Here is a 22,205-nt window from a genome sequence, read left to right as displayed (position 1 = left end):
GTTTAAAACCGGGCAAGCGGATTAACTTTTCGTTTTTACAAAGGCACCTTTACCACTGCCAAGCGGTACGGCTCCGCTGAACGGTTTGTCGTCAATAGCATCGTGGGTGCGTAACGCTTCCGGACGTAGCCAACGCTGTACGCGAGACGGCATATCAAGCCCAATAAGCAGGATCACGACAAACGTCAGGCTGAAAGAGAGCGATGCCAGCGCAGTGCCCAGATCCAGACGTTGAGCGATCAGCGCTCCCAGGATCGGCGCCAGCGCGCCGCCGAGCGCGCCGACGTTATAAGTAAAGCCCAGCCCCGCCGCGCGCTGATCGGTATCGAAGTAACCGCCGATCAGTTTCGGCAGAATCCCGGCAATCCCCTGCCCCAACATCTGTTGGAAAAACAGTAGCAGACCCAGAACCCAGACGTTTGTGCCGCCAATCGCAAAGACCGGAATAATGAGGATTTGCGAGGCCAGCAGGCTACAGACATAGGCTTTACGCGTTCCCAGCCAGTCGCCAAGAAAACCGCCTACGCAGCAACCAACCGCCGCGCCAAATCCGCTAAAGAACAGGACATTCGCTACCGTATGCGGATCGTAGGCCAGCTCGGTTTTCAGATAAGTGGGTAATAGCGCCTGAATCGGCCAGGAATAGAGGAAAGCAAACAGTACCACCAGCATCAGCATGACGCCAGTGGGCCAGCGTTTACCGCTGCTCTGCACCATAAAACTGATAAAGATAACCGCGCACAGTAGTCCCAGCCCCGCCACAATCGCAGCATTTTGTAGATTACCGGCAAAACAGAACCACAGCGCAGCGGCGGCGACGAAGGTCATTAAAATGTTGATGATGCGATATTCGCCCCGATAAAGAATGTCGACCATCGTGCGTACCGGCGCTTTACCCGCGTGTTTCTCTTTCCAGTCTTCCGCTTCCGGAATGTTTTTCCGCAGCCAGAGGGCGAAGATAATTGGCAAAATGCCAATGAAAAACAGCGCGCGCCAGCCCCAGACAGGCACCACCAGGCTGTACACCTGCGCGGCAACGACCGCGCCGACGGAGAAGCCGGAAATCAGAAAACCGCTGGCTTTATTGCGTAAATGTTTTGGCCAGCTTTCAATCACATAGGTCGCGCTGGAACCATATTCGCCCGCCATGCCCATACCAATCACCAGTCGGGCGATGAACATGGTGGTGTAACCGGGCGCAAACCCGCAGGCCAGGGTTCCCACCGAAAACAGAATGATGCTGCTGACCATCGCCAGACGACGCCCATAGCGATCGCCCATCGCGCCCAGTAATAACCCGCCGAACCAGCGAGAGATAAAAGCCGCAGAAATCAGGCTTGCCGCCTGTACCGTCGTCAGCCCAAATTCGCTTTGTACCTCAGTCAGTACAAGAGCAATCAACACAAAATCAAAACCATCAAGCAGATATCCCAGCCAGGCAGCGGAAAATGCCCGCCACTGCGCCCGGTTGAGATGGCGATACCACGGGATGTTTTGGGTAGAAGTACTCATTTTACTCTCCCGACGATTTTTGTTGTCGTTATGCCGAATGGCGGCTCCGCCTTATCCGGCCTACTGTTCACACTGTTGTAGGCCGGGCAAGCGTAGCGCCCCCGGCATTATGCTGTTACGCCTTTTCTTCCATCAGTTGTTGAGCCAGCGCCTTGAGCGCCGGCAGGTATTTTTCATCAACAGGCGCAAACGGTTTACGACACAGCGGCACCGATAGCACGTCCATATAATGCAGGACCGTTTTCAGGCCGCGGAATACGCCGGTTTTAATCAGTAAATCAATAACCTTATTGCACTCGGTTTGCAGACGCTGCGCTTTCGCCACATCGCCCTCACGCAATGCCTGAACAATCCCCTGATAACGCCAGCCCATAATGTTGTATGTGCTGCCGATACCGCCGTCCGCGCCCGCCAGCAGACCGGAAGCGAAGATTTCGTCATAACCGTTGTACAGCACCAGATCCGGATGCGCGCGGCGGATCTGCTCCATCTGGAAGAGATCGCCGGAGGTTTGCTTCAGCGCGCTCACGCCCGGTAATGTCACCAGCGTATTGATCTGATCGAGGGTAAGTTTTACGCCGCTTAACGCCGGAATGTTGTATACCACCATCGGCAATCCATCTGCGGAATCAATGATTGCCCGATAATGGTCACAGTGCTCTTCAAAACTGAAAGGGTAATAAAAAGGCGTCACCGCAGAGACCGCATCAAAACCGTAACGCTTTGCGGCGCTGGCAAGCTGCTGGCTTTCTGCGGTGCTTACTGTCCCGACATGGGCGATCAACGTGATTTTTCCCTTCGCCTCTTCGGCGACAATCTCCAGTACCTGCTCTCTTTCAGCAAGGCTCTGTACGAATGCTTCCCCGGTGGAACCGCCAACGTACAGCCCGTCGATACCCTGCCCGATGTTAAAACGCACCAGACGGCGCAGGCTTTCGCTATCCAGTTGCTGCTGATGATCAAATGGGGTCAACAACGCCGCCATTACGCCTTGCAATGCTTTTGCCATACCTACCTCTACGGATGATGAATATATTAACTACCTACCTTTATACCTGTTATACCAGATCAAATAAGCAGCAAATAATACAGAACGCTTATAGTGCGATCTGCTTCACTAAACCGGGATCGGAGGTGCGATCGCTACCGCATTTTTTGACTTTTTTTACCGAGCGCGTGCCAGGTAGCGGAAACGCTATTGAGGTGGGTTTGCAGAGCGCGATCCGCTTTATCGGGATCTCGCTGGCGAATGGCATCAACAATCACAATATGCTGTTGATAACTCAAGTTATTATGTTCATGCAGCTCACGATCGGGAACGCTTGGGCGAGCGGCGATTAGCCAGTCCAGCAGAGCAACATGAATAGCCATAAAGATCGGATTGCCGGGAATTTCAGCCAGCACCCGGTGAAACTCGACATCCGAACGAATAAACAGCGCGTTGTCATCCAGCGACTGGCTATTAATTTCCAGTGCTTTCGTTAACAACGCGATCTGCTCGTCGGTGGCATGTTCCGCCGCATAGCGTACCAGGCTGGATTCAAAGAAAAGCCGTAGCTGTTCAAAGTGAGCGATGCCGCCAGGATGAGTAAGAAAATCTTTCGCCATACCCGACAGTTCGCTGATGATGGTATCAGCAGAGGGGCGCGAGACGCGGGCGCGTTCGCCGTTATTGATTTGCACCAGACCTTTACGCTTCAGCGCAGCTAACGCTTCACGCACAGAGGGACGCCCCACATTGAAGAAGGCCATTAATTCACGTTCAGACGGTAGCTGTTCTCCCTCGCCAAACTCATGACGGCGGATCATCTGCTCCAGCTCTTCCTCAACCATTTCAGACAGTTTTTTACGCGCCAGCGGGCGGCGGCGCAAACTACGCCCGAGGGATGTCGGTGAATCTTCTGCTTGCGAATCAAATGCGTTCATAACGTCCATTCATGAGTGGTCGGTGGCAAATAATAGCAAGCTTATCGTAACACAGCTTCAAAAGCAGGGTGAACCCGCGAGGAGACCAAACAAAACAGGCCCTTCAGGGCCTGTTGATTATTTTACTACGCGCAGCGCCGGACGTCCGCCACGCGGCGGAGGCGGCTCGTCATCAGGACTACTGTCGTCATCGTGGTCGGGCTTATCGCCATCAATGACGGACATCACGGTCTCGCTTTCCGCGCCTGCGGTATTGTCATCATCATTTAAGCTGACAACGTCTTCATCATAGGCGGCTTCAGGCTCAAACATGGTGCCTGCGCCGTTTTCACGGGCGTAAATCGCCAGCACCGCAGCCAAAGGCACAGAAACCTGACGGGGAACGCCGCCGAAGCGCGCATTAAAACGCACTTCATCATTAGACAGCTCCAGATTACCTACCGCCCGCGGCGCAATATTGAGGACGATTTGCCCATCACGCGCATATTCCATAGGGACATGCACGCCAGGCAGCATCACATCCACCACCAGATGCGGAGTCAACTGGTTATCCAGCAACCACTCGTAGAAAGCACGCAACAGATAAGGACGACGCGGCGTCAACTGTGACAAATCCATACAGGTTAACCCCGACCGAGGCGCATTTCACGTTCAGCTTCGGTTAAAGAAGCTAGGAAAGAATCACGTTCAAAGACGCGGGTCATATAGCCTTTCAGCTCTTTCGCCCCTGCGCCGCTGAATTCGATACCCAACTGCGGTAAACGCCACAGGAGAGGCGCCAGGTAGCAATCAACCAGGCTGAATTCGTCGCTCAGGAAATACGGTTTCTGACCAAATACCGGCGCAATCGCCAGCAGCTCTTCACGCAGTTGTTTACGCGCAGAGTCGGCCTCGGAAGCAGACCCGTTTACGATGACGTTCATCAGCGTATACCAGTCTTTTTCAATACGGTGCATGTACAGACGGCTTTCACCGCGCGCGACCGGATAAACCGGCATCAGCGGCGGATGAGGGAAACGCTCATCCAGATATTCCATAATGATGCGAGATTCCCACAGGGTCAGCTCACGATCCACCAGTGTCGGAACGCTTTGATTCGGGTTGAGGTCAATCAGATCCTGAGGTGGATTGTCCTTTTCCACATGTTCGATCTCAAAACTAACACCCTTTTCAGCCAACACAATGCGGACCTGATGGCTATAGATGTCAGTAGGACCAGAAAACAGCGTCATTACCGAACGTTTGTTGGCAGCGACAGCCATGAAAACCTCCAGGTATATTCAGAATTTTTACTGCTACCAGCCACAATGTGACCAGCCAGATGTTATGTCACCCAGGGCGAAAAAAGCCATCATTGCTCAGAAACGAGACAAAAAATGAACATTCCCCGCTATTTGGGCAGAAAATTGGATGATAGTTTACCAGATTTTGTGACCTTTGTGGTGAGTCGATTCTGGAAATGAGGAAAAAGAGATATTCCTGGTCTGAAATGCTCGCCCCACCTGAGATATTGTCTTTCGCCTGTTATGCCTGTACTACCGGTGCGCCCCAGCCATCAAAACTGCCGCCATGTTTTTCAGCCAGATCGGTAAGCTGGCAAGTGATTTCTGTCATATGCCATTGTTGCGGAGCATCGGTGCTGATAAAAGACGCCATAAACCCCTGTTGCGGGTCATTCATTCGAATACTGACCAGCGTTATGCCATACGGTAATGCAGCAATATCTTGCGCCAGGTCACGCGCTGCGACTTCTGTAGGCAATGTCGCATAATAATCAATAGCGCGCGGAAGCGTCAGATCATCACCTTGTTCCTGTAATCCCCGGCACACACGGGAATCGTGTATCCAGTTCCAGTCGTATCGGGTTGGATACAAGAACTGGCGGTAAAAGTTTCCTTTATCATTGTGACTCTCTCTATAACTAAAAGAGATTTCCGGGCCACCAGCGAGCAATTTATCCAGCGTCTTTTCCCAGTTAAGATCCTCTTCCGACATGAACACAAAATCGCGCCAGCCTTGTTGGGTAACCACACCCACCAGCCAGATCGGAAACGTCTTCCCCTTTTCATCAAGCCAGTCCTCTATACGATTTAAACGCTGTGTTTCATCGGGCTGCGGCAAACCATTTTCATAACAGTTGGTGTAATGAACACGTAAGAACCCGGTATGGATAAGGCGATCAAATTTTTCATCCTGAATGGCGCCAATATCCACACGTATACCCGTAACATGGTCATCCACCGTTGTTATAAAGAATTCCCATTTATTCGACAGCATTAACGACTCTTTCTTAGTAAACAATGCGTTAAAAAATCCCACTGCGACTTCCTTTTCTCTGAGCGTGCATGAAAAATGAATAAGATGAGAATAATGCTAAAGATAGGGAGGAAAAGAGACTGGATTCGGACTTTAGCCATAAAAAAACCCGCCGAAGCGGGTTTTTTCGCTAACAGTTGTCTGCCGAAGCAGAAAACAATTAACGTTTGGAGAACTGCGGACGACGACGTGCTTTACGCAGGCCGACTTTCTTACGTTCAACCTGACGAGCGTCACGAGTAACGAAGCCAGCTTTACGCAGTTCGCCACGCAGGGACTCGTCGTACTCCATCAGAGCGCGGGTGATACCGTGACGGATCGCACCAGCCTGACCAGAGATACCACCACCTTTAACAGTGATGTACAGATCCAGTTTCTCAACCATGTCGACCAGTTCCAGCGGCTGACGAACTACCATGCGGGCAGTTTCACGACCGAAGTACTGTTCCAGAGAACGTTGGTTGATAACGATTTTACCGTTGCCCGGTTTGATGAAAACGCGAGCTGCGGAACTTTTGCGGCGACCAGTGCCGTAGTATTGATTTTCAGCCATTGCCTATAATCCCGATTAGATGTCAAGAACTTGCGGTTGCTGTGCCGCGTGGTTGTGCTCGTTGCCCGCGTAAACTTTCAGTTTACGGAACATAGCACGACCCAGCGGGCCTTTTGGCAGCATGCCTTTAACCGCGATTTCAATCACACGCTCAGGACGGCGGGCAATCATCTCTTCAAAGGTCGCTTGTTTGATACCACCGATGTGGCCGGTGTGGTGATAGTACACTTTGTCAGTACGCTTGTTGCCGGTTACAGCAACTTTGTCAGCGTTCAGAACGATGATGTAATCACCGGTATCTACGTGCGGAGTGTATTCCGCTTTGTGCTTACCGCGCAGGCGACGAGCCAGTTCAGTAGCCAGACGGCCCAGAGTTTTACCGGTCGCGTCAACAACATACCAGTCGCGTTTTACGGTTTCTGGTTTAGCTGTAAAAGTTTTCATTAAAAGCTTACCCAAATAAATAAGTTACACGTTGGTGAACACCCAAACGTTTTAAATAGTTGAGGTTCACACGACAAAGTCCGGTAAACCTACCCCCTCGGATATGTTTGGCCGGCACAGAGAAAGTTTGGGAAAAAACTCTCTTGTAACGTGGGGTCGCAGGATTATAGAGAAGTCCAGGTCAAAGATCGACCCCTTTTTGCGATTTGCCGTGGGTTTTGTTCAGGCCTGGTTCACCCTCCGGTAGGGGAGGTTGCACAGATATGATACCGCACAATGCCGGGGCGCTGCGCTTGTCCGGCTTACGGCATATGCTCCCGCTTGAGGTACTCCGCACTCTGCATCTCTTGCAGGCGCGACAGACAGCGCTGAAATTCAAACTTGAGGCGCTCCCCCTGATAAATCTCATATAACGGCGCGGCGGCGCTGACCACCAGCTTAACGTGGCGCTCGTAAAACTCATCCACCAGCGCAATAAAGCGGCGCGCTTCGTTCTCCATCAGCGGCGTCATGACCGGCACGTCAAACAGCAGAACCGTGTGAAATAACCTTGAGAGCGCAATGTAATCATGCTGGCTGCGGGCCTCGACGCACAGCGTAGCGAAAGAGACCGCTAGCGTTTGGTTTTCAACGCCCAGGGTGGATAAAGGGCGATGATTGATTTCCAGCGTCGGAGCGTGCTCGCGCGCGGCCCCCGCTAACGCCAGCCACAGTTTATCCATTTGCCGCCGGGTTTCATCATTAAGCGGCGTTAGCCATAAATGGGCCTGCGTCAGCGTCCGCAGCCGGTAATCGACGCCGGCGTCCACATTCATAATGTCGCAGTGCTGTTTAATGGCATCGATAGCTGGCAGGAAGCGGGCGCGTTGCAAACCGTTGCGGTAGAGTTCATCCGGCGGAATATTGGAGGTCGCGACCAGCGTAATGCCGCGTGCAAAAAGCGCTTTCATTAAACCGCCCAGCAGCATGGCGTCGGTAATATCGGTGACGAAAAACTCATCGAAACACAGTACGTCCGTCTCGGTTTTAAACCGATCGGCAATAATGTCTAACGGATCGATCTGTCCCTGTAACGCGGTAAGCTCTTCATGCACGCGCAGCATAAACCGATGAAAATGCAGGCGTAGTTTTCGCTCGCCCGGCAGGCTGTGGTAGAAGAGATCCATGAGCCATGTTTTGCCGCGCCCCACGCCCCCCCACATATACAGCCCGCGAACCGGTATTTGCGCGTCCGGTTCGTTTTTGCCTAATAATTTCCCCAGTCGCGCTATCAGACCGCCGGGTGGCGTAGCCGACGATTTTTTCGCTGTGAGCGCCTGATAAAGGGTTTCCAGACGGTCGACCGCCTCTTTCTGTACGTCGTCAGGCTGATGGGTGCCTTCGTTGAGTGCCTGGAGATAACGCGATGTAGGGGAAAGGCTTTGCATAATGTTATTGTTATTCCTTGAAAATCGATGTGCCGTCGTTCACGGCTGACGAAAAAAAGGCCGTTCTACACTACGCGATATGCTGCCGGGATTCCACTTCTACGGAATTAGCGGTTATAGTGGCATAATCAGGCGCGGGCATGGAGCCTGGAGCCAACACCCTACGGAAACATAAGACAACGGGAGATGTTCATGACCTGGGAATATGCGCTAATTGGATTAGTCGTCGGTATCATCATTGGTGCCGTGGCCATGCGTTTTGGTAATCGTAAGTTACGTCAACAGCAGGCATTGCAGTACGAACTGGAAAAAAACAAAGCTGAGCTGGAAGAGTACCGTGAAGAGCTGGTTAGCCACTTTGCCCGCAGCGCGGAACTGCTGGATACCATGGCGCATGATTACCGCCAGCTGTATCAGCATATGGCGAAAAGCTCCAGCAGCCTGCTGCCGGAAATGTCTGCGGAGTCGAATCCGTTCCGTAACCGTCTGGCGGAGTCTGAGGCGAGCAACGATCAGGCGCCAGTACAAATGCCACGTGATTATTCTGAAGGCGCGTCTGGCCTGTTACGTAGCGGCGCGAAACGCGATTAATCGCACGCCGTTAAGAAATTTATCGGGCGCATCGCTTGCGCCCTCTCTCTATCTTTCCTGTCCCAGCTATTATCATTGTTACCAGGCTGAAAATTCAATAACATCAATCTGTTTTGAATTGTCTATCCGTTCATTCAAGGTACGAGAGCAGCATCCATGAAAAAACACACCCAGCTGTTAAGTGCATTAGCGTTAAGTGTCGGGTTAACTCTTTCGGCGCCGTTTCCAGCCCTTGCATCGATACCAGGCCAGGTGCCAGGCCAGGCGACGCTGCCAAGCCTTGCCCCTATGCTGGAGAAAGTGCTGCCTGCTGTCGTCAGCGTAAAAGTCGAGGGAACCGCCGCCCAGAGCCAAAAAGTGCCGGAGGAGTTTAAAAAATTCTTTGGCGAGGATCTGCCAGACCAGCCGTCCCAGCCGTTTGAAGGACTCGGTTCGGGGGTGATTATCGATGCCGCGAAAGGCTATGTATTAACCAATAATCATGTGATTAATCAGGCACAGAAGATCAGCATTCAACTGAATGACGGACGCGAATTCGACGCGAAGCTGATCGGCGGCGACGACCAGAGCGATATCGCTCTGTTACAAATTCAGAATCCCAGCAAGTTAACGCAAATTGCCATCGCCGATTCCGACAAACTCCGCGTCGGCGATTTCGCCGTGGCGGTCGGTAATCCGTTTGGCCTTGGGCAAACCGCCACCTCCGGGATTATTTCAGCGCTGGGACGCAGCGGGCTTAATCTGGAAGGGCTTGAGAACTTTATTCAAACCGATGCCTCTATTAACCGCGGCAACTCCGGCGGCGCGCTGCTTAACCTGAACGGCGAGCTGATCGGGATTAATACCGCGATCCTCGCGCCAGGGGGCGGGAGCATCGGCATTGGCTTTGCTATTCCTTCCAATATGGCGCAGACGCTGGCGCAGCAGTTGATTCAGTTCGGCGAAATCAAACGCGGATTGCTGGGAATTAAAGGCACTGAAATGACCGCTGATATCGCTAAGGCATTCAAACTGAACGTTCAGCGTGGCGCTTTTGTCAGCGAGGTTTTACCCAATTCAGGTTCGGCGAAGGCCGGGGTGAAATCCGGAGACGTGATTATCAGTCTTAACGGTAAGCCGCTGAATAGCTTTGCCGAACTGCGTTCACGTATCGCCACCACCGAACCGGGCACGAAAGTGAAGCTGGGCCTGCTGCGCGATGGTAAGCCGCTGGAGGTGGAAGTCACGCTGGATTCCAATACCTCTTCTTCCGCCAGCGCCGAAATGATCGCCCCGGCGTTGCAAGGCGCGACGTTGAGCGACGGCCAGCTGAAAGACGGGACGAAAGGCGTTAAGGTTGATAGCGTCGAAAAAAGCAGTCCTGCCGCGCAGGCCGGTTTGCAAAAAGATGATGTTATCATCGGCGTTAACCGCGATCGTATCAGTTCTATCGCCGAAATGCGCAAAGTGATGGCGGCAAAACCGTCCATCATTGCTCTTCAGGTAGTACGCGGCAACGAGAACATTTATCTATTGCTGCGCTAATCCTGTCTTAAACCGGGCATCAGCCTGCGATGTGATGTCCGGTTAACTCATGGTATGCTGCTGCCGTTCCCTTTTTTAACGACGCCTCCATCATGTTTGTGAAGCTCTTACGTTCGGTCGCAATAGGTTTAATTGTCGGCGCTATTCTGTTGGCCGTCATGCCTTCTTTGCGCAAAATTAATCCTATCGCCGTCCCGCAATTCGACAGTACCGATGAGACGCCAGCCAGTTATAATTTTGCGGTTCGCCGCGCCGCGCCTGCCGTCGTCAATGTCTATAACCGCAGTATGAACAGTACCGCGCATAATCAACTGGAGATCCGCACGCTGGGTTCCGGCGTAATCATGGATCAACGCGGTTATATTATTACCAACAAGCACGTGATTAACGATGCCGATCAGATTATCGTCGCGCTACAGGATGGCCGCGTCTTTGAAGCGCTACTGGTTGGCTCCGATTCGCTTACCGACCTGGCGGTGCTGAAGATCAACGCCACTGGCGGGCTGCCTACCATCCCGATTAATACAAAGCGTACACCGCATATTGGCGACGTCGTACTGGCTATCGGCAACCCATATAATCTGGGACAGACCATCACCCAGGGGATCATCAGCGCAACGGGTCGTATCGGCCTGAACCCGACGGGGCGACAGAATTTTCTCCAGACCGACGCCTCGATTAACCACGGTAATTCCGGCGGCGCGCTGGTCAACTCGTTAGGTGAACTGATGGGGATCAACACCCTCTCTTTTGATAAGAGTAACGATGGCGAAACGCCGGAAGGCCTTGGTTTTGCGATTCCCTTCCAGCTAGCCACGAAAATTATGGATAAGCTTATCCGCGACGGTCGCGTGATTCGCGGCTATATCGGTATTGGCGGACGAGAAATCGCGCCGCTGCACGCGCAGCAGGGTAGCGGCATGGACCCGATTCAGGGCATTGTCGTTAATGAAGTGACGCCAAACGGCCCCGCCGCGCTTGCCGGTATTCAGGTTAATGATTTGATTATTTCGGTCAATAATAAACCCGCTGTGTCCGCGCTGGAGACGATGGATCAGGTGGCGGAAATCCGCCCGGGCTCCGTCATTCCGGTCGTGGTAATGCGGGATGATAAGCAGCTCACGTTCCAGGTGACGGTGCAGGAATACCCGGCGTCGAACTAAAACGACGCGGCTTTTGCCCGCGTCGTTCGACGGCTAGTCAATGAAGACTGGCCCTGCCGGAAAATGCGCCAGGAAACTCGTGAAGATCAGCAGAGCGGGGAAACTCTTTTCCCCAACGGCCTCTTCACGCAGCGCCTTATCTAGTGCAAGCAGGCTATGCTCCCCCCCTTCCCCCAGAATGCCGCCCATCCAGAGCAGTCGTTGCGCCTGTTGACGCGCATACTGCGATGCGCTTTTCCAGGCAACCAGATGCAGCAACGTTTGTAACAGCAGGATCCGAGACGCGTGACCATCGCGTTGTAATCGCCTGAATACGGGTAATGCAATACTACGTACCGTCGAGAAACCGCTCGCCGCCTCCCCCTCAATCGGCGATAAACCAACAGCCGCCTGTTTGACGAAATCGCATAACTGATTGTGTGTTAATGGCCGCTCGCCTGCGCTCATATACCCTGCGGCAAAACAGAGTAACCCGATACCCTGAGCCCAATCGGTCGATGGCAGAATCCCCTGCGGAACATTCGGTGCCGACGTCTGTGCGGCACAAAGCCCCTCGTCGTAACACTGTGCAAAACGTTGCTCATATATTGCTGAGTTGACGCCAGACCACGGCAGCAAATGCAGTGCTGGCTCAAGCTCAGTTATCTGATTCACCGTCTCAACAACATAACGCAAGATGGTTTCTCTGGATGGCATGGATGTACCTTGCCGAAACGCAACCATTTCACTCATTACTGTGTCCTCATTTTGCGGGAGCAGAATCACTGCTCCCGATTAGATTGGATTACATTGCCAGCACGTACTTGAGCATCACGCCCGCGGCTATCGCCGAACCGATAACCCCCGCCACGTTCGGGCCCATCGCGTGCATCAGCAGGAAGTTCTGTGCGTCCGACTCCAGGCCCACCTTGTTCGATACGCGTGCCGCCATCGGCACTGCCGACACGCCGGCGGAGCCAATCAGCGGGTTAATTTTGTTCTTACTGCACAGGTTCAGCAGCTTCGCCATCAGCACCCCGGCCGCCGTCCCGATACCAAAGGCAATCACCCCCAGCAGCAGAATGCCCAGCGTCTGCGGCTGCAGGAACTTGTCCGCCACCAGCTTCGCGCCAACGGAAAGCCCGAGGAAAATGGTCACGATATTAATCAGACCGTTCTGCACCGTGTCGCTCAGACGCTCCACCACGCCGCTTTCACGCATCAGATTGCCAAAGCAGAACATCCCCAGCAGCGGCGCGGCGTCCGGCAGCAGCAGCGCCACCAGTAGTAACAGCACCACCGGGAACAGGATTTTTTCCCGCTTACTCACCGTGCGCAGCTGCACCATGCGGATTTTCCGCTCCTTCTCGGTGGTCAGCGCCTTCATAATCGGCGGCTGGATTAACGGCACCAGCGCCATATACGAGTACGCCGCCACCGCAATGGCCCCCAGCAGCTCCGGCGCCAGTTTGCCCGACAGGTAAATCGCCGTCGGGCCGTCCGCGCCGCCGATAATGCCGATGGCCGCCGCCTGCGGCAGGGTGAAGCTGATAAGGCCGAAGTAGTTCAGCGTCAGCGCCCCCAGCACCGTGGCGAAGATACCGAACTGCGCCGCCGCGCCGAGCAGCAGGGTGCGCGGGTTGGCCAGCAGCGGGCCGAAGTCGGTCATCGCGCCGACGCCCATGAAGATGACCAGCGGCGCGACGCCGGAACCAATCGCCACTTTGTAGAACAGCGCCAGTACGCCAGGCGTGTAGCCCATGTCCACCGCCAGATTTTCCATCTGGTTCTGGACGGAGGGCAGCGCCAGCGCTAACGCCTCTTTAATGGCATGCACGTCCGGCGCGCAGTTGAGCTTCGCGGCAATCACCGCCAGCTGCCCGGCGTCGTGATGGGCCAGCAGGCTCTCCAGCGCGGTCAGCGCCATACCCGCTTCCGGGATGTTGGAGAGCAGGCCGCCGAAGCCAATCGGCAGCAACAGTAACGGTTCGAACTTTTTCGCAATCGCCAGCCACAGCAGCAGCAGGCTGACCAGCAGCATGATGGCCTGGCCTGCGCCAAGGTGCATCAGCCCCATGCCCTGAAGCAGGGCGTTCAGACTTTCCATTTCAGTTCTCCGTTACGCCAGCGTCATCAGGGTGTCGCCGACGGAGACCGCGTCCCCGGACTTCACCGCGATACCGCGTACCGTCCCGGCCTGCGCGGCGCGGATTTCGGTTTCCATCTTCATGGCTTCCAGAATCAGCAGCACGTCGCCTTCGGCCACGCTCTGGCCTTCGGTGGCAATCACCTTCCAGATATTGCCCGCCAGCGGCGCGGTGACCGGGGTGCCGGCGCCTGCCGGGGCGGCAGCCTGAACCGGTGCGGAAGAGGCCGCCGGAACAGCCGTAGTAAGCTGGCTGATATCGCCGCCGTCGCTGACCTTCACCACAAAGGCCTTACCTTCCACTTCCACGGTATAGACGCCGGAGGCGGCAGACTTCTCTGCTTTTGCCACCGGCTGCGCGGCTTCCGCCTGCGGCAGTGGCTCAAACGCCGCCGGGTTGTGGCGGTTCTCAAGGAATTTGAGGCCGATTTGCGGGAACAGCGCCACGGTGAGCACGTCGTCAATGGCGTTTCCCGCAAGCTGAATGCCCTTCTCCTGCGCCTGGCGCCTGACGTCCGCTTCCAGTTCAGCCAGTTCCGGTTTGAGTAAATCCGCCGGACGGCAGGTCACCGGAGCGCTCCCTTCCAGCACGCGGACCTGTAGCGCGGCGTTGACCGGCACCGGCGTGTGGCCGTATTCGCCTTTCAGTATCCCGGCGGTTTCTTTGGCGATGGTTTTGTAGCGCTCGCCGGTCAGGACGTTGAGCACCGCCTGGGTGCCGACAATCTGCGAGGTCGGGGTGACCAGCGGGATGAAGCCGAGGTCCTCGCGCACGCGGGGGATTTCCGCCAGCACCTGGTCGAGTTTGTCCGCCGCGTTCTGCTGCTTCAGCTGGCTTTCGAGGTTGGTGAGCATTCCGCCCGGCACCTGCGCCACGAGGATACGGCTGTCGTAGCCTTTCAACTGGCCTTCAAAGGCGTGATACTTTTTGCGCACCTCGCGGAAGTACGCGGCGATATTTTCCAGCTTCAGGATATCCAGCCCGGTGTCGTGCTCAGTACCTGCCAACGTCGCCACCAGCGCTTCGGTGGCCGGGTGGCCGTAGGTGGCGCTCATGGAGGAAATTGCCGTGTCCACGCCGTCAACACCCGCCTCGATAGCCTTCAGCAGGGCCATCTCCGCCATCCCGGTGGTGGCGTGACAGTGCAGGTGCAGGCGCACCTCAAAACGTTTTTTGATTTCGCTGACCAGCTCAAAAGCGGCCATCGGGGTGAGAATGCCGGACATATCCTTAATCGCAATGGAATCGACGCCGGTTTCCAGCAGTTGCTCCGTTAAATCCAGCCAGGTCTGCAACGTGTGCGCCGGACTGGTGGTATAGCTCAGCGTACCCTGGGCATGTGCGCCGTGGCTGCGCACCGCCTGCAGGGCGGCTTTCATATTGCGCGGGTCGTTCATGGCATCGAAGACGCGGAACACGTCCATGCCGTTTTTCACCGCGCGTTCGACGAAGCGCTCCACCACGTCGTCGGCGTAGTGGCGGTAGCCGAGCAGGTTCTGGCCGCGCAGCAACATCTGCAGCGGGGTTTTGGGCATGGCTTTTTTGAGCTCGCGCAGGCGCAGCCACGGGTCTTCGCCGAGGAAGCGGATACAGGCGTCAAAGGTGGCGCCGCCCCAGCATTCGAGGGAGCCGTAGCCCACGTCGTCGAGCTGGGCGGCAATCGGCAGCATATCGTCAAGACGCAGGCGGGTGGCGAACAGGGACTGGTGGGCGTCACGCAGGACGACGTCGGTAATGGCAATAGTCATGGATCCCTCCGGGAATTAAGCGTTAAGGCGGTGATGGTGAATGGCGGCGGCAATCACCGGCTTTAAGCGGGTGAAGTCGTCCACGGCGGGAACGGCGCGCGGTGCGGGCGCGGCGACGGGTTCCGGGAAGAAGCGAGTAATCACGGCGGACATGCCGCGGATGGCGAAAATCAGCAGGAACAGAAACGCCAGCACGAACCCCATGCCGAGGAACATCAGGGTGAAGCCTTCACCTAATAGCAGAGCTGCATTAGTCATAAAATAGCCTTCAGGCAGGAGGCACGATAATGGGGCTATTTATGACGATGAAATAATAAGGGTGGATTTCCCTGAGCCGCCCCCGGCCAGAGCCCTTGGTTATTATTATCGTCATAACGTATTACCACCATTATCGTGCAATTTACGTAATCAGGTTTATTTGATGAAACTTACGTTCTGGCATATGTCATCAGCGACGATCTCTTTACGCTGATTAAAAATAATTTTGTTCTGTTCAAACAGATTATTTCCATGGGTATCAATAGAAACAATCAGCGGGCCAAACTCTTTAACCCGACAGACCCACAGCGTTTCCGGCATCCCCAGATCGCGCCATTGGGCATCTTCAATTTCTTCCACGCACACGGCGGCTACAACCGCACAACCGGCAGGGAATACGCAGTGCAGCGCTTTGTGTTCAGCACAGCCCTCTTCGGTACCTTTACCCATACCGCCTTTACCCACAATTAATTTCACGCCAGTCTGCGCAATAAACTCTTTTTCGAATTTCTCCATACGCATGCTGGTGGTTGGGCCAACGGAGACCATTTCAAACTTATCGTCTTCGCCTTTAATTGGGCGGACAATGGGGCCAGCGTGGAAAATAGCGCCGCCGCGAACATCTACCGGAAGTTCGCGACCACCTTCAATTAAACGGCGATGGGCTACGTCACGGCAGGTAACAATATGACCGTTGAGATAAATAATATCGCCAGCCTTAATATCCGCTAAATCTTCATCTTTAATTGGCGTAGTCAGGATTTTTTTAGTCATCAGAAATTCACTCCGCTGTGAGACGTAATGGTGTAATTCAAATCTTTATCGAAAACGATGTGCCCTTTACGGTGCGACCAGCAGCCGACGTTTACCGCTACGCCGATGGTAGAAGGATGACGCGCGGTGTTTTCAATGTTCACGCCCATAACGGAGGTATTACCGGACATCCCCTGCGGCCCCAGGCCAATTTTGTTAATGCCGTCTTCCAGCATTTTTTCCAGCGAGGCTGCACGCTCATTCTCGTTATGCGAACCGATCGGACGCATCAGCGCTTTTTTCGATAGCAGTGCCGCCGTTTCAACAGAGGTCGCTACGCCCACGCCAACCAGCAGCGGCGGACACGCGTTGAGGCCGTAGCTGGTCATCACATCCAGTACAAAGCGGGTCACACCTTCATAGCCTGCACCCGGCATCAGCACCATCGCTTTCCCCGGCAGAGAACAACCACCGCCTGCCATATAGGTATAAATGCTGCACTGATCGGAATTGGGAACGATTTCCCAGAAGACCGTCGGCGTACCTTTACCCACGTTTTTACCGGTGTTGTATTCATCAAAAGTTTCTACGCTGTTGTGGCGCAGCGGAGAATCTACAGTTGCTTTGATCACCGCCTCACGCAACAACGCTTCCAGCTCGCCAATCAGCGGAAAGTTCGTCCCGCACTCCACCAGAAACTGAATGACACCGGTGTCCTGGCAGGAAGGTCGATCCAGCTCTTTCGCCAGACGCTGGTTCTCAATCATGGTAGTAAAGATGACGTCGGCCAGTTTACTGGTCTCTTTCTTATGCAAATCTTCCAGTTTTGCAGTGACATCATCAGGCAAAACTTTGCCGGTATATCCCACAAACTTGGCCATAACGTCGGTCATATGGGATATCTGTTCACTTTTGCTCATAAATGCTCCTTAGTCAGAACAGCTTCCGTTAATTACGGATGAAAAGGGAAAAGGATTGGCAGCAGGATCAAGCTGACAATGGTTGAAACGATAATCAGGGGGATACCGGCCTTAGCGTAGTCGACAAATTTATAGCCACCCGCGGAGAGCACCATCATGTTGGCAGGCATACCTATAGGGGTTGCGTAGGCGCAGGAACCGCCAATGACCGTCGCCATCAGAACCGCACGCGGGTCGGCCCCCATGCCTGCGGCAATGGACAAACTCACCGGCACCAATAGCGCTGTCGTTGCGGTATTGGACATAAAGTTGGTCATCACAACGGATAAGGCGAAAACGGCGATCAGCAACATGAGCGGTGAGGAGTTTTGCCCCAGCATGCCGATTACATAGTCCGCAACCAGCTTGCCTGCCCCGGTCATTTCCAGCGCTTTTGCCAGCGCCAGGGTGCCGCCAAAGATAAAAATAGTCTGTGAATCAATGGCTTTATAGGCCTGTTTTTCCGTGAGTACGCCGCTTACTACCAGCACAAGAGCGCCAATACAACCGGTCACGGCCAGGCTGACACCGATCTTCTTCTCAAAGATCATGCCGAGGATCGTTGCGATCAACACCACCAGTGAGAGCCGTTGTTTCCACTGTGGAACATGGCTGTAGTCACGTTGCTCCCCGACGCTCCCCACCTCACCGCCGGTCGCATTATTCGGCAGAAAGCGATAGCCAATAGTCAGGAAGTAGAGAATGCCGCAGATGAGCATCGGGAGACCGATTTTTGCGTATTCAAAAAAGCCAAAGCCGCCGCCAATATTCTGTAGCGCAGACTGCGCGATAAGATTTCCCGGCGCGCCAATTAACGACAGGTTACCGCCCAACGCAGCGGCGAAAACCAGCGGCATCAGTAGACGAGAACGCGAGAAGCCCGATTTTGCCGCCACGCCGATCACCACCGGAATCAAAACCGCAGCGGTACCGGTGTTAGAGAGGACGCCAGACATCAAACCCACCACCACCATAATGGTGAAGATCAGCTGTTTTTCTGTTTTCGCGAAGCGCGTGATGACGCCGCCCACTTTGTTTGCCATACCGGTCTCGAACAACGCGCCGCCCACGATAAACATCGCGACAAAGAGGATGACGTTAGTGTCGATAAAGCCAGCAAAGGCCTGTTTGATATTCAGAACTCCGGTGATCACTAAGGCCACGCAGACAATCATGGAAGTGACGGCCAGTGGCACTTTTTCCCATACAAACATGACGATAGCGAACACCAATAAACATAAGGTAAGGGTAATGGGTTCCATATTTATAATTATCCAATCAATGATATATGATATTGTATCCAATGTTGACAGGGAGAAATTATTCCCATACAAAAACTAAGTCAAATCGTTTCTCAGGAAAGATGCAGGAGTGGGATCTACATCAAGATCGTGGTTAGATCGTTACTGGACGTGATTAATAGAATTGAAGAATTGGTTGAAGCGCCTGCGATGCTCACGCAGGCGAAAAGATCAGGCAGAAGGGTCACCAACATAGCGGGTCAGCATATTCTCCATCGAGCGAATAATGTGTTCGCGCATGCGCTGGCGTGCCAATGTTTCATCATGAAGTTCAAGAGCTTGCAGAATACTTTTATGTTCCTGAATGGAAATCACGGCATACTCTTCTTCGGTGACCTTATGCCCCATCGACAGGCCGTTCCACATATTACAGAGCAACATTTTCATTTTTTCGTTGCCAGCAACATTCCATATTTCCATATGAAATGCCTGATTCAGGTCGGAGTATTCCGCCGAGTTATTTTCCGCGAGAGCCTTTTCAGCGGCATAATGCACCTGGGCTATCCGCGAGATATCGGTGCCAGGACGAGAAGCTTTAGCCACCGCCTCACTTTCTAACAGCGCGCGAATTTCATAGTGTTCACGGATCGTTTGTTCATTGATGCCCAACACCACCGCCCCTTTATTAGGGCGCACTTTTATCAGCCCATCCGCCGCCAGAATCTGAAACGCCTCGCGCACTGGCATACTGGACACGCCGACCATTCCGGCAATGCCTTCTAACGTAATCTCCTGCCCTTCCACTAACTCCCTCGAAAGAATCGCTTTACGCAGCACTGCCGCGACCTGTTCTTTCGCTGAAAGAAGCTTAATCTTCCCTAACTTAGGCTTCTGCACTTTCCCAGTCCTTCATATGTTGACGCATTATTTCTGCTAAAGAGAGGAAATAACGCTGCATAACTTGCCCAATCTCATCACGCCGCCCCTGGCGTATGACGTCAGCCAGTTCAGCGAAAAGCTGCGCCGACTCCTGATTATCTTTTTTCAGATGCAAAATAACATAAGAGACATAACCGTCCAGGAACTGCTGATACACCTTTTCCAGATAGCGGTTATTCACATAAGAAATCAGCATCGCATGACACTCCAGTTCGCAGGATTTGTCTTCTGCGACAGCCAGCGCTTGCGCACGTATCAGGAGGGCATCGCCTACTTCGCTGGGTATCAGCGAAAACATTTCGGCGGCCATCGCGGCAATCACGCGAAAAATATGACTCACGCGATCGGCCTCAAGATGCGCGACCTGCATGTGCCTGTTGGGCAGTCGGATTAAAAAACCTTCCTGTTCGAGTGACTGTAGCGCTTCTCGAACCGGCATTCGTGAAAGACCAAGCTGCTCCGCAATACTTTCCTGCGCGAGTTCTTCTCCCGCTTTTATATTGCCGGAAAGAATTTCATAGCGAAGCATTTGCGTAATGTGATCGCGGGTTTGCGTTCTTTGGATCTTTTTCACGACGTTCTCGTTAATAACCGATAAGACGTGAGGAGTTTAGCAGATTTAGTACTTGATTTCGTGGCTTGTTTACAGTCAAAGAAGCCGGAGCAAAAGCCCCGGCATCGGGCAGGAACAGCTTATTTATTAATAAAATCTTCACCCAACTGAATATCTTTTTTCAGCGTATCCAGCATAGCGTCCAGCGAATGTTGCTCGAAAGCGCTCAGTGTACCGATGGATTTACGCTCTTCTACACCGTTTTTACCCAGCAGCAGCGGCTGAGAGAAGAAACGGGCATACTGACCGTCGCCTTCCACATAGGCGCATTCCACCACGCCTTTTTCGCCCTGCAGAGCGCGAACCAGAGAAAGACCGAAACGCGCGGCAGCCTGGCCCATAGAGAGGGTTGCCGATCCGCCGCCGGCTTTCGCCTCGACGACTTCAGTACCGGCGTTCTGAATACGTTTAGTCAGCTCGGCCGCTTCTTGTTCGGTAAAACTTACGCCTGGAATCTGCGACAGCAGCGGCAGAATCGTCACGCCGGAGTGCCCGCCAATCACCGGAACTTCAACTTCCGTTGGCAGCTTACCTTTCAGCTCTGCGACAAAGGTATTAGAGCGGATGATATCCAGCGTGGTAACGCCAAACAGTTTGTTTTTGTCGTATACGCCTGCTTTTTTCAGCACTTCCGCCGCAATCGCAACGGTGGTGTTCACCGGGTTGGTGATAATGCCCACGCACGCTTTCGGGCAGGTTTTAGCGATCTGCTGCACCAGGTTTTTCACGATGCCAGCGTTAACGTTAAACAGGTCGGAACGGTCCATACCCGGCTTACGCGCCACACCCGCAGAAATCAGTACTACGTCAGCGCCTTCAAGCGCCGGGGTTGCGTCTTCACCGGAGAAACCTTTGATTTTTACAGCGGTGGGGATGTGGCTCAAATCAACGGCCACACCGGGAGTCACTGGAGCGATGTCGTACAGGGAGAGTTCTGAACCTGAAGGCAGTTGGTTTTTTAAAAGTAATGCCAGCGCCTGACCGATACCACCAGCAGCGCCGAGGACTGCGACTTTCATCCTAAACTCCTTATTATATGATTAGCTAAGTGTCTATTGCTCCGCGGCGGCGACCTTAATTCACAAATTCAATGATTACAATCCTCACTCATCAAGAATGCGGAGTCGCGCAATTTTGGCTTTTATGCATTTAATTTGCGTAATCCGGATCGGCTGCAACCAGAGAGCAACGTTCCTACAGGTGGTGACAATATACCCTACTATCCTCTCAAAACAACATCATTTTGATAACAATTAATTTACTTTTAATCTTATTTGCGAGGCGTGACACAGGCATGTTTCTTGATAACGAAATTTGATAAAATTCCGCTCTTTCATAACATTATTTCAGCCTTAAACAAGGCAGACTGTTTGCATAAAAATTCATCTGTATGCACAATAATGTTGTTTCTACCGCCATATTACGGGTGACTTATGCGAAGCTCGGCTAAACAAGAAGAACTAGTAAGAGCGTTTAAAGCGCTCCTTAAAGAAGAAAAATTCAGCTCACAGGGCGAAATCGTCCTCGCGTTGCAGGATCAGGGCTTTGAAAATATCAATCAGTCCAAGGTCTCGCGCATGTTGACTAAGTTCGGCGCAGTGCGTACACGTAACGCAAAAATGGAAATGGTGTACTGTCTTCCGGCTGAACTGGGCGTCCCAACAACATCCAGTCCGTTGAAAAATCTGGTGCTGGATATCGACTATAACGACGCTGTCGTGGTGATTCATACCAGCCCCGGCGCGGCACAACTCATTGCGCGCCTGCTGGATTCACTGGGGAAAGCAGAAGGTATTCTCGGCACGATTGCCGGCGACGATACTATCTTCACTACGCCTGCCAGCGGATTTTCCGTAAGAGATCTGTACGAAGCCATTCTGGAACTTTTTGAACAAGAGCTTTAGTCCCACTTCCTCCGTCGTCGTACGGCGGAGGCACCTTTTTGTCCTCTCCCCTCGCCGCTTTCCTGTACAGCTATCATTTGGCAAATCATGCCCTTAAACATTCACCACATGAATGACAAATCAAAAAAACGCACAAAATGTCAAATTTTTTAACCTATTGATTTTCTTTTATTTTTTAAACAGCAGCGGCGAAAAACAGCAATTTTAA

The 22,205-nt window shown here is 53.3% G+C and carries 23 protein-coding genes; 4 read left to right on the top strand and 19 right to left on the bottom strand.

Going from position 1 to position 22,205, the window contains the following annotated elements; all coding sequences use genetic code 11:
- Positions 1 to 21 precede the first annotated feature (21 nt).
- The 9 genes from nanT to zapE form a co-directional block, all read right to left on the bottom strand.
- Positions 22 to 1,512 (bottom strand): sialic acid transporter NanT, encoded by a 1,491-nt coding sequence (nanT, locus tag ACLJQD_RS00290; RefSeq protein ID WP_017441466.1) that lies wholly within the window; start codon positions 1,510 to 1,512, stop codon positions 22 to 24.
- Positions 1,513 to 1,627: 115 nt separating this feature from the next.
- Positions 1,628 to 2,521 carry an N-acetylneuraminate lyase gene (gene nanA, locus ACLJQD_RS00285; RefSeq protein ID WP_001029665.1) on the bottom strand — a complete coding sequence of 298 codons (894 nt, stop codon included), beginning with the start codon at positions 2,519 to 2,521 and terminating at the stop codon, positions 1,628 to 1,630.
- Positions 2,522 to 2,655: 134 nt separating this feature from the next.
- Complete coding sequence (gene nanR, locus ACLJQD_RS00280) at positions 2,656 to 3,447, bottom strand: transcriptional regulator NanR (protein ID WP_000382923.1); 792 nt, start codon at positions 3,445 to 3,447, stop codon at positions 2,656 to 2,658.
- Positions 3,448 to 3,555: 108 nt separating this feature from the next.
- A complete protein-coding gene (sspB, locus tag ACLJQD_RS00275) occupies positions 3,556 to 4,056 on the bottom strand; it encodes a ClpXP protease specificity-enhancing factor (protein ID WP_000366112.1) in 501 nt (166 codons plus the stop codon).
- Between the two features lie 5 nt (positions 4,057 to 4,061).
- The gene (sspA, locus tag ACLJQD_RS00270; protein ID WP_000257298.1) at positions 4,062 to 4,700 is read right to left on the bottom strand and encodes a stringent starvation protein SspA; all 639 of its coding nucleotides are present in this window, start codon (positions 4,698 to 4,700) and stop codon (positions 4,062 to 4,064) included.
- Positions 4,701 to 4,962: 262 nt separating this feature from the next.
- Positions 4,963 to 5,715 carry a DUF695 domain-containing protein gene (locus tag ACLJQD_RS00265; RefSeq protein ID WP_000950539.1) on the bottom strand — a complete coding sequence of 251 codons (753 nt, stop codon included), beginning with the start codon at positions 5,713 to 5,715 and terminating at the stop codon, positions 4,963 to 4,965.
- 199 nt (positions 5,716 to 5,914) lie between these two features.
- Positions 5,915 to 6,307, bottom strand: a complete 393-nt coding sequence (gene rpsI / locus ACLJQD_RS00260) for a 30S ribosomal protein S9 (protein WP_000829815.1) — start codon at positions 6,305 to 6,307, stop codon at positions 5,915 to 5,917.
- Positions 6,308 to 6,322: 15 nt separating this feature from the next.
- Positions 6,323 to 6,751 carry a 50S ribosomal protein L13 gene (gene rplM, locus ACLJQD_RS00255; RefSeq protein ID WP_000847559.1) on the bottom strand — a complete coding sequence of 143 codons (429 nt, stop codon included), beginning with the start codon at positions 6,749 to 6,751 and terminating at the stop codon, positions 6,323 to 6,325.
- A 302-nt stretch (positions 6,752 to 7,053) separates the two neighbouring features.
- Positions 7,054 to 8,178 carry a cell division protein ZapE gene (zapE, locus tag ACLJQD_RS00250; RefSeq protein ID WP_001191220.1) on the bottom strand — a complete coding sequence of 375 codons (1,125 nt, stop codon included), beginning with the start codon at positions 8,176 to 8,178 and terminating at the stop codon, positions 7,054 to 7,056.
- Between the two features lie 192 nt (positions 8,179 to 8,370).
- Here zapE and zapG point away from each other — a divergent pair, with 192 nt between their 5' ends.
- The 3 genes from zapG to degS all read left to right on the top strand — a co-directional run bounded on the left by zapG (position 8,371) and on the right by degS (position 11,456).
- A complete protein-coding gene (gene zapG / locus ACLJQD_RS00245; protein WP_001519074.1) occupies positions 8,371 to 8,769 on the top strand; it encodes a Z-ring associated protein ZapG in 399 nt (132 codons plus the stop codon).
- Positions 8,770 to 8,925: 156 nt separating this feature from the next.
- Positions 8,926 to 10,293, top strand: a complete 1,368-nt coding sequence (degQ, locus tag ACLJQD_RS00240; RefSeq protein ID WP_000716690.1) for a serine endoprotease DegQ — start codon at positions 8,926 to 8,928, stop codon at positions 10,291 to 10,293.
- 92 nt (positions 10,294 to 10,385) lie between these two features.
- The gene (degS, locus tag ACLJQD_RS00235) at positions 10,386 to 11,456 is read left to right on the top strand and encodes an outer membrane-stress sensor serine endopeptidase DegS (protein ID WP_000497705.1); all 1,071 of its coding nucleotides are present in this window, start codon (positions 10,386 to 10,388) and stop codon (positions 11,454 to 11,456) included.
- 33 nt (positions 11,457 to 11,489) lie between these two features.
- Here degS and ACLJQD_RS00230 read toward each other — a convergent pair whose 3' ends face one another.
- The 10 genes from ACLJQD_RS00230 to mdh all read right to left on the bottom strand — a co-directional run bounded on the left by ACLJQD_RS00230 (position 11,490) and on the right by mdh (position 21,112).
- Complete coding sequence (locus tag ACLJQD_RS00230; protein WP_017441465.1) at positions 11,490 to 12,221, bottom strand: triphosphoribosyl-dephospho-CoA synthase; 732 nt, start codon at positions 12,219 to 12,221, stop codon at positions 11,490 to 11,492.
- A 19-nt stretch (positions 12,222 to 12,240) separates the two neighbouring features.
- A complete protein-coding gene (locus ACLJQD_RS00225) occupies positions 12,241 to 13,542 on the bottom strand; it encodes an oxalacetate decarboxylase subunit beta (protein WP_017441464.1) in 1,302 nt (433 codons plus the stop codon).
- A gap of 12 nt (positions 13,543 to 13,554) precedes the next feature.
- On the bottom strand, positions 13,555 to 15,330 hold the full coding sequence (oadA, locus tag ACLJQD_RS00220) for a sodium-extruding oxaloacetate decarboxylase subunit alpha (protein ID WP_017441463.1): 1,776 nt from the start codon (positions 15,328 to 15,330) through the stop codon (positions 13,555 to 13,557).
- 15 nt (positions 15,331 to 15,345) lie between these two features.
- Positions 15,346 to 15,588 carry an oxaloacetate decarboxylase subunit gamma gene (locus tag ACLJQD_RS00215; protein WP_000180120.1) on the bottom strand — a complete coding sequence of 81 codons (243 nt, stop codon included), beginning with the start codon at positions 15,586 to 15,588 and terminating at the stop codon, positions 15,346 to 15,348.
- A gap of 156 nt (positions 15,589 to 15,744) precedes the next feature.
- Positions 15,745 to 16,362: a L(+)-tartrate dehydratase subunit beta gene (gene ttdB / locus ACLJQD_RS00210; RefSeq protein ID WP_017441462.1), complete on the bottom strand. Its 618-nt coding sequence runs from the start codon at positions 16,360 to 16,362 to the stop codon at positions 15,745 to 15,747.
- A complete protein-coding gene (gene ttdA / locus ACLJQD_RS00205; protein WP_000045349.1) occupies positions 16,362 to 17,261 on the bottom strand; it encodes a L(+)-tartrate dehydratase subunit alpha in 900 nt (299 codons plus the stop codon). The genes ttdB and ttdA overlap by 1 nt, the downstream gene beginning before the upstream one ends.
- 32 nt (positions 17,262 to 17,293) lie before the next feature.
- The gene (locus ACLJQD_RS00200) at positions 17,294 to 18,562 is read right to left on the bottom strand and encodes an SLC13 family permease (RefSeq protein WP_017441461.1); all 1,269 of its coding nucleotides are present in this window, start codon (positions 18,560 to 18,562) and stop codon (positions 17,294 to 17,296) included.
- Positions 18,563 to 18,772: 210 nt separating this feature from the next.
- The gene (locus ACLJQD_RS00195) at positions 18,773 to 19,438 is read right to left on the bottom strand and encodes a GntR family transcriptional regulator (protein ID WP_001171581.1); all 666 of its coding nucleotides are present in this window, start codon (positions 19,436 to 19,438) and stop codon (positions 18,773 to 18,775) included.
- Positions 19,425 to 20,054 carry a GntR family transcriptional regulator gene (locus tag ACLJQD_RS00190; protein ID WP_000723776.1) on the bottom strand — a complete coding sequence of 210 codons (630 nt, stop codon included), beginning with the start codon at positions 20,052 to 20,054 and terminating at the stop codon, positions 19,425 to 19,427. The genes ACLJQD_RS00195 and ACLJQD_RS00190 overlap by 14 nt, the downstream gene beginning before the upstream one ends.
- A gap of 119 nt (positions 20,055 to 20,173) precedes the next feature.
- Positions 20,174 to 21,112 (bottom strand): malate dehydrogenase, encoded by a 939-nt coding sequence (mdh, locus tag ACLJQD_RS00185; protein ID WP_000861586.1) that lies wholly within the window; start codon positions 21,110 to 21,112, stop codon positions 20,174 to 20,176.
- Between the two features lie 414 nt (positions 21,113 to 21,526).
- On the opposite strand from mdh, the gene argR reads away from it, so the two are divergent.
- Entirely contained in the window at positions 21,527 to 21,997 is a 471-nt protein-coding gene (gene argR, locus ACLJQD_RS00180; RefSeq protein ID WP_001257852.1) for a transcriptional regulator ArgR, read from the top strand.
- Positions 21,998 to 22,205: the final 208 nt, after the last annotated feature.

The organism is Salmonella sp. SAL04214 (genome assembly GCF_046550615.1).
In the GTDB taxonomy this organism is placed as follows: Bacteria; Pseudomonadota; Gammaproteobacteria; order Enterobacterales; family Enterobacteriaceae; genus Salmonella; species Salmonella enterica.
This window is presented reverse-complemented; position numbering and strand designations above follow the sequence as displayed.